Annotated in this window: 6 protein-coding genes; 1 reads left to right on the top strand and 5 read right to left on the bottom strand. The window is 57.5% G+C overall.

The features are described 5' to 3' along the window. Positions 1-128 precede the first annotated feature (128 nt). The 5 genes from AB7F49_RS37385 to AB7F49_RS37365 form a co-directional block, all read right to left on the bottom strand. On the bottom strand, positions 129-845 hold the full coding sequence (locus tag AB7F49_RS37385) for an ABC transporter ATP-binding protein (RefSeq protein WP_428532443.1): 717 nt from the start codon (positions 843-845) through the stop codon (positions 129-131). Next, positions 842-1,591, bottom strand: a complete 750-nt coding sequence (locus AB7F49_RS37380) for an ABC transporter ATP-binding protein (protein ID WP_428532440.1) — start codon at positions 1,589-1,591, stop codon at positions 842-844. Before AB7F49_RS37380 ends, AB7F49_RS37385 begins: the two co-directional genes overlap by 4 nt. Continuing rightward, positions 1,588-2,634, bottom strand: coding sequence for a branched-chain amino acid ABC transporter permease (locus AB7F49_RS37375; protein ID WP_428532437.1), 1,047 nt, complete (start codon positions 2,632-2,634; stop codon positions 1,588-1,590). The genes AB7F49_RS37380 and AB7F49_RS37375 overlap by 4 nt, the downstream gene beginning before the upstream one ends. Position 2,635: 1 nt before the next feature. Beyond that, complete coding sequence (locus tag AB7F49_RS37370; RefSeq protein ID WP_428532434.1) at positions 2,636-3,544, bottom strand: branched-chain amino acid ABC transporter permease; 909 nt, start codon at positions 3,542-3,544, stop codon at positions 2,636-2,638. A 73-nt stretch (positions 3,545-3,617) separates the two neighbouring features. Next, positions 3,618-4,880, bottom strand: a complete 1,263-nt coding sequence (locus AB7F49_RS37365; RefSeq protein WP_428532431.1) for an ABC transporter substrate-binding protein — start codon at positions 4,878-4,880, stop codon at positions 3,618-3,620. Between the two features lie 226 nt (positions 4,881-5,106). Here AB7F49_RS37365 and AB7F49_RS37360 point away from each other — a divergent pair, with 226 nt between their 5' ends. Next, positions 5,107-5,433 (top strand): YgiW/YdeI family stress tolerance OB fold protein, encoded by a 327-nt coding sequence (locus AB7F49_RS37360; protein ID WP_428532428.1) that lies wholly within the window; start codon positions 5,107-5,109, stop codon positions 5,431-5,433. The last annotated feature ends 643 nt before the right edge of the window (positions 5,434-6,076 follow it).

Here is a 6,076-nt window from a genome sequence, read left to right as displayed (position 1 = left end):
ACTCATGCGGGAAACGGTGCTCAGCATCCAATGCACGCCAATAGTCAAGCCCAAAGTCGCGGCCAATGCGGCGCGCGGTTTCAATCCTCTGTTCCTGTTCTGCAGAAATATCAAAATCCACGAAGCACCTATGCCGAGAGATAACGCAGCTTGACGTCGTCATTGGCGCGGAAAGCCTCGATATCCCCCTCGTAGACGACACTGCCTTTGCTGATGACCGTCACGTCGGTGGCAACCCGCAAGCAGAAGTGCATATTCTGTTCGGCAAGCAGCACCGTGAGTCCGGCACGACGGAAATCAATCAAGACCTCGGCGATCCGGTTGACGATGATGGGCGCAAGGCCTTCAGACGGCTCGTCCAGGAGCAACACGTCCGGATTGCCCATCAGCGTGCGCGCGATTGCCAACATCTGCTGCTCGCCGCCGGAGAGGCGACCGGCCGGCCCGTGGCGCCGCTCGCGTAGGATCGGAAACAGGTCGTAAACCCGCGGAATAGTCCAGTCACGGGCACCCCTCAGTCCTGGCTTATCGGCGATTTCGAGATTTTCTTCGACCGTGTGATTAGGAAATATTTGGCGATCCTCCGGCACATATCCGAGGCCCGCCCGCGCAATCATATAGGGTGGCAAGCCTTCGAGAGCGCGACCGGCGAGATGCACCGAGCCCTGCGCAGGCGGCAGCACGCCCATGATGGTTCGTATGGTGGTACTCTTGCCCGCGCCGTTACGACCGATCAAAGCCATAACCTGACCGGCCTTGATCGACAGATTGAGATTAAATAGCGCTTGGCTGCTGCCGTAGAAAGCGCTGACACCATGAACGATGAGAAGTGCGTCCGCACTCATGCCGCTTTGCCCAGATAGGCTTCAATCACTTGCGGATGTTTGCGAATCTCAACCGGGGTCCCGCTGGCGAGTAGAGAGCCGTAGCGTAGCACGAACACCTTCTGCGCAATGCCAAACACGATTTCCATGTCGTGCTCGATGAAGACGAGCGTCATCCGCTCGCTTTCCCACAGACGGTGGATACGTTCGATCATGACTCGGCTCTCATCCCGCCCCATTCCAGCGGTGGGTTCGTCCAAGAGCAGGATCCGAGGCTCCAGGACCAACGCAAGAGCGATGTCCAGCAGCTTCCTGTCACCGTGTGAAAGCGCGTCGCAGCGCCAAGACTTACTGCCACTGAGGCCGACGAGCGCCATGACATGGTATGCGCGTTCCAGCGCCTCCGACGATGGAAATGCGCTGGTCATGTCGAACAACTTGTCGCGATGCGACAGCACCGCGGCCGCCATAGCATCCTCTACCGTGAAGGTGCCGAACAGGTTCGCCACTTGAAAGGCACGCCCGATGCCGCGGCGTACGATGGAACGAGGCTTCAAACCGACTAATTCCTCACCATCGAAGCGAATACTGCCACGCGTCGGAACTAAGTGGCCAGTGACCATATTGAATAATGTGGTCTTGCCAGCACCGTTCGGACCGATCACCGCCGAGAGTGTGCCGGGGGCAAAGTCGAGCGTGACGTCGTTTATGGCAACGAGGCCGCCAAAAGTCTTTGTGAGGCTGGATATCTCCAGATGCCCGCTCATACCCGCCCCTCAAGCACAGAACGCCGATCTGCAGCGACGGCGGTCGATCCTTCCATCGGAAGCGATGTCTTTGCCGCTGTCGGAGCCGCCTGACCTTCGCGACGGCGCATCCAGGCGTCAGAGACGAAGTCAAGTATTCCCTTTCTCAGGCCAAGCGCGGAGATGAGGATTGCGATGCCGATGATGATGCCATGATGGCTGGTATAGGCATTGACGACCGTCTCCAGCACGAGCAGCAATCCAGCCCCGACAACGGGTCCGAGGAAAACGTTGATGCCGCCAAGCATGATCATGAACAGCCCTTCGCCGGACGTCGTCCAGTAAGCGAAGTTCGGATAGGCGCCGGACACGTAGAGTCCCATCAGAATTCCGGCAACGGCTGAGAACACCGAGGCGATCACAAATGCGGCCAGCTTCGTCCGGGGCACATCGACACCGAGAAAGACGGCCCGCTGCGGATTGTCACGGATCATCCGTAATGCAGCGCCGAACGGCGAAGTCACTATCCGGCGCAGGATGAGGAGTGAGGCGACGAACACCACGACGTTGAATAGAAAGTATTGGCGCGGGTCACCCAAATCGATGCCCAGGAAGGGCGGCTTTGGAATTCCGCCTATCAGACCCTGCTCACCCCCGGTCAATCCGCTCCAAGCGATCAGCACGGAGTAGAACAGCATCTGGATCGCGAGCGTCAGGAAGGCGAAGTAGACATGCGTCAGCCGTATGCAGATCAAGCCGATCAATGTCGCCATAATGGCGGCAATGACGAGTGACGCGAGGGCCGCGACGGGGATGCCCACGGTGCCGGTCTGCATAAGGAGGCAGAAGGCGTAAGCACCCAGGCCATAGAACAAGGCATGGCCAAACGAAAGCAGCCCGGTATAGCCGACCAGCAGGTTCAGCGAGACGGCGAACAGACCGAGACAGCATAGCCGTATCAGACCGTCGCGGAGGGCGCCACTTTCGGCGAAGCTACCAAACACTGCCGCACAGGCAATTACCGCAGCAGCCACGCCGATTTCGATAAGGAAGCTTCGACGCATCTCAAAGCTCCCTCATCGGTTTGCCAAGCAGCCCATGCGGACGCAACAGCAACACGGCAATCATGATGAGAAAGATCAAACCCTCGGTGAACAGCGGGAAGCCAATACTGCCGAACGAGCGGACGAACCCAATGAGAAGCGCGGCGACTAGTGCCCCGGCAATCGAACCCATGCCCCCGATCACGGTGACGATGAATGACTCGATGAGGATGCTGAACCCCATTCCCGACGTCAGCGATCGTACCGGCGCCGCCAGCGCGCCTGCTCCGCCTGCAAGCAAGGCACCGAGCGAAAAGACCGAGAGATAAACGAGGCGTGTATTCACGCCGAGCGCACTGACCATGCCTGGATTGTGGGCGAGCGCGCGGACGATTTTGCCGTAGCGGGTTCGCTGCATCAGGAGACCGACGCCAACAGCCATAGCCAGAGCGGCCCCTACGAGAACCAAGTAAAAGAGCGGAACCACCCCGCCGAACACGAAGAATGGTGCACGCTGGAACGCATCAGGCATGCCCATGGACAAGAATTCGTCCCCCCAACCTATACGCACAAGATCGTCGAAGATCAGGATGAAGGCGTAGCAGACGAGAATCTGAAGCAGCACGTCGGCGCTGTAGACGTGGCGCGCTATCGCGGTTTCAAACAACGCGCCAAGTAATGCTACACCCAGCATTCCGGCCAGCACCGCAGCGAGATAGCTGCCCGTGAGGATATAGGCAGTGTACGCGAAATACGCCCCGAACATGTAGAACGAGCCATGCACAAAGTTCACGAAACCGAGCACGCCGAAAATCAGCGTTAAGCCAGCCGCCACCAGAAACAAAAGAAATCCGGCGATGAGACCAGCGGCACCCTGTGTCACGATGCAGGCCGGCGACGCGAGGCAGTTTCCGAGGGCGACCAGATCCACGACACAAGCTCCCGCGAAGGACGAATGGCGCCGGTGCTTCAACAGCACCGGCGCAACGCAGAGAAGAAAAGGCTCAAACGTAACCCTTCCTCTTCTTCCACTCCGTCTCGAGCTGGGCGATCTCCGTCCAATTCGCAGGCTGGATGTCGATGAGATAGGGCTCTTTCGCTACGATCCGACCCCAACCCAAAGCGTAGTCAACGATCGTCTGGTCCTCGGCCCGCATGAGGATCTTGCCGTCCCGCATACCGACCGGGCTGGCAACCTGCCTACCTTTGATCGCGGCTGCGAGCTTCGCTGGCTCGGCACTACCGCTGCTCCGGATCGCCTCGATCAAGAAGCGAGCACTGGTATCTGCTTCCCATGACCAGTTCGTCGGTCGCGTGTTGAAGCGCTTGGCGTAAGCATTGGACCAAGCGACATTCTCCGACCGATCGGGAAATGCCGATACGTAGCGGTTGGAGGAATACACGCCGGAACTTGGCAGCTTCTTGACGGCGGTGAGGGTCGTATAGTCCGCCATATGGATCGAGAACACCTGCACCTGCTCGAACAAGCCAAACAGGTTGCCCTGATCGATGAACGCCACCAGATCGCCACCCCAAAGGCCGCAGAACATGGCTTGGGGTTTTGCCTGCAGGATCTTCGTGATGTTCTCGGTATAGTCAGGCTGAAACAGCTTTGGCCAAGCCTCGACCACGAGTTCAACCTTGGCTCCACCTGCCTCGACGTAGCTCATGAATTCGGGCGTTGCCTCGCGCCCGTAAGCGTAGTCAGCGGAGATAGTCGCCCAGCGCGTGAACCCCTTCTCCTTGGCGAGTTTTGCAGCAAAGGATCCACCGACGATTGAATCGTGCAGCGCCTGGCGCGCGGTTCTGAACGTATTGGGACTCCGGAGCTTCGGATCCGCAGTGAGTTGAGTAGTCTCGGAGATGGCATGAATGCATAAGACATTGGAGGCGCGCGCGACTTCATGGACGGCAAAAGATGAACCCGAGGCTTCGCCACTGAGGATGATTTCGCAGCCTTCGGATTCAATGAGCTCGCGCGTCAGCCTCGCAGCTTCTTCAGGACGACCCTTGGAGTCGCGATCAATAAGTTCGATCTTCCTTCCGTTAAACCCACCCGCGGCATTGAATGCCTCGAATTCCAGAAGAAGGGCGTTCTTGACAGAGATGCCGAGCTGAGCAACCCGGCCTGAGAAAATCGAGGTGGTGCCAATCTTAATGGGGCGATTTTGCGCCCGAACCACTCCCGGCATGGCCGCGAGAAAGCTCCCCGCACCTGCTGCGAAACCCGCCTTTAAGGCCGAGCGGCGCGATATTCTCTTTACCATTGCTTATCCTCCCTGTGTGCGCGGAACTATTACGCTCATCAAATGCCGTCTATTCCATTTTACGAATTATAATTTCCGTAATATTGATCATTGTCAATGTTTTTTGACTTTTTTGTTCTGCATAGCGAAACTAATGGGATTTATTTTGATGCAGAGGGTGCCAAATAGTATTCAAAGGACCGCTTGGGGGCGTCGCTGGTAAGATAGATTGTTGTTGGGAGCATTGGTGACGCCGGTCTCTGCCCAGTTTAAAGGACTATCGGCGCAGGTGCGCGTGATGACGGTGGCAGAGGTACAGAAGGCCGGCCTCGGCCGGTATGTTGTGGTGACCGGCAATATCGTCTCCCACCAGCGAGGTGACTACTTCACCTCCCGTGACAAGACCGGTGAAATCCGCGTTGAGAGCGAACCCAATGTTTGGCAAGGACGCGAGATCGTGCCGGAAACGACCGTGCACCTTCTGGCCGAAGTGGACCAGGAGCGAAGAGACAGATATCTCTGGGTGAAGTCTCTGGATATCGTCCAGCAGCGCAAGCCAATCGTTCTTCGCTGACAGAGATTCATCCTTTCCCCAACTGTCTACGCCCTTAGCTAATGCTCAGCCGGATGGAATCTCGGAAAAGACAGTCTCAAGGAAGCTGGAAAAGAACGGCAAGCAAACCCAGTTCCTGAAGATACTCAGAGAATTCAGCAGCCGGAACCGCAAGCAAGAATATGAGTGCATCACCGAAGGTTTTGAGAACACGCGGCGGTCGAATATGGGCGAGGCACGCGACCCCAAGGGCGAGTCGCTGATCAACAATATCTGCATGGGTCCCGACATAATCTGTCGCGAGTGTTGCGCCGTCAGAGATTAGCGCCTTAAGGCCAGTCTTCCGCGAAACCAAGTCCCGATCGGCGGTCGATCCCTTAGTTAATTCATCTGTATTGCACGCACTGAAGGCCCTGAGTCTTGAGGACGACACGCTATTTACTCCAATCTTGGTGGGGGCTGTTGCGGATGCCCCTCCGGTCGCCCCGGAGGCAAATGCGCCGTCAGGCGCGCAATAGCGCCAAATCAATAGTCGTAACGGGTGTAGAACTTGCGATGAGGTAAAGTCGCCATGTCGATCTTCGAGCGCTGCGCGACGCCCAGAGCAATCCACATACGGCGCCGCTTTTTCACCGCGACCAGGGAAAAGCCTGTCAGGTGCGCA

The organism is Pseudorhodoplanes sp. (assembly GCF_050250235.1).
Taxonomy (GTDB): Bacteria; Pseudomonadota; Alphaproteobacteria; order Rhizobiales; family Xanthobacteraceae; genus Pseudorhodoplanes.
Note: the sequence above shows the minus strand (reverse complement) of the source record. Positions and strands in the feature narration are given on the sequence as shown.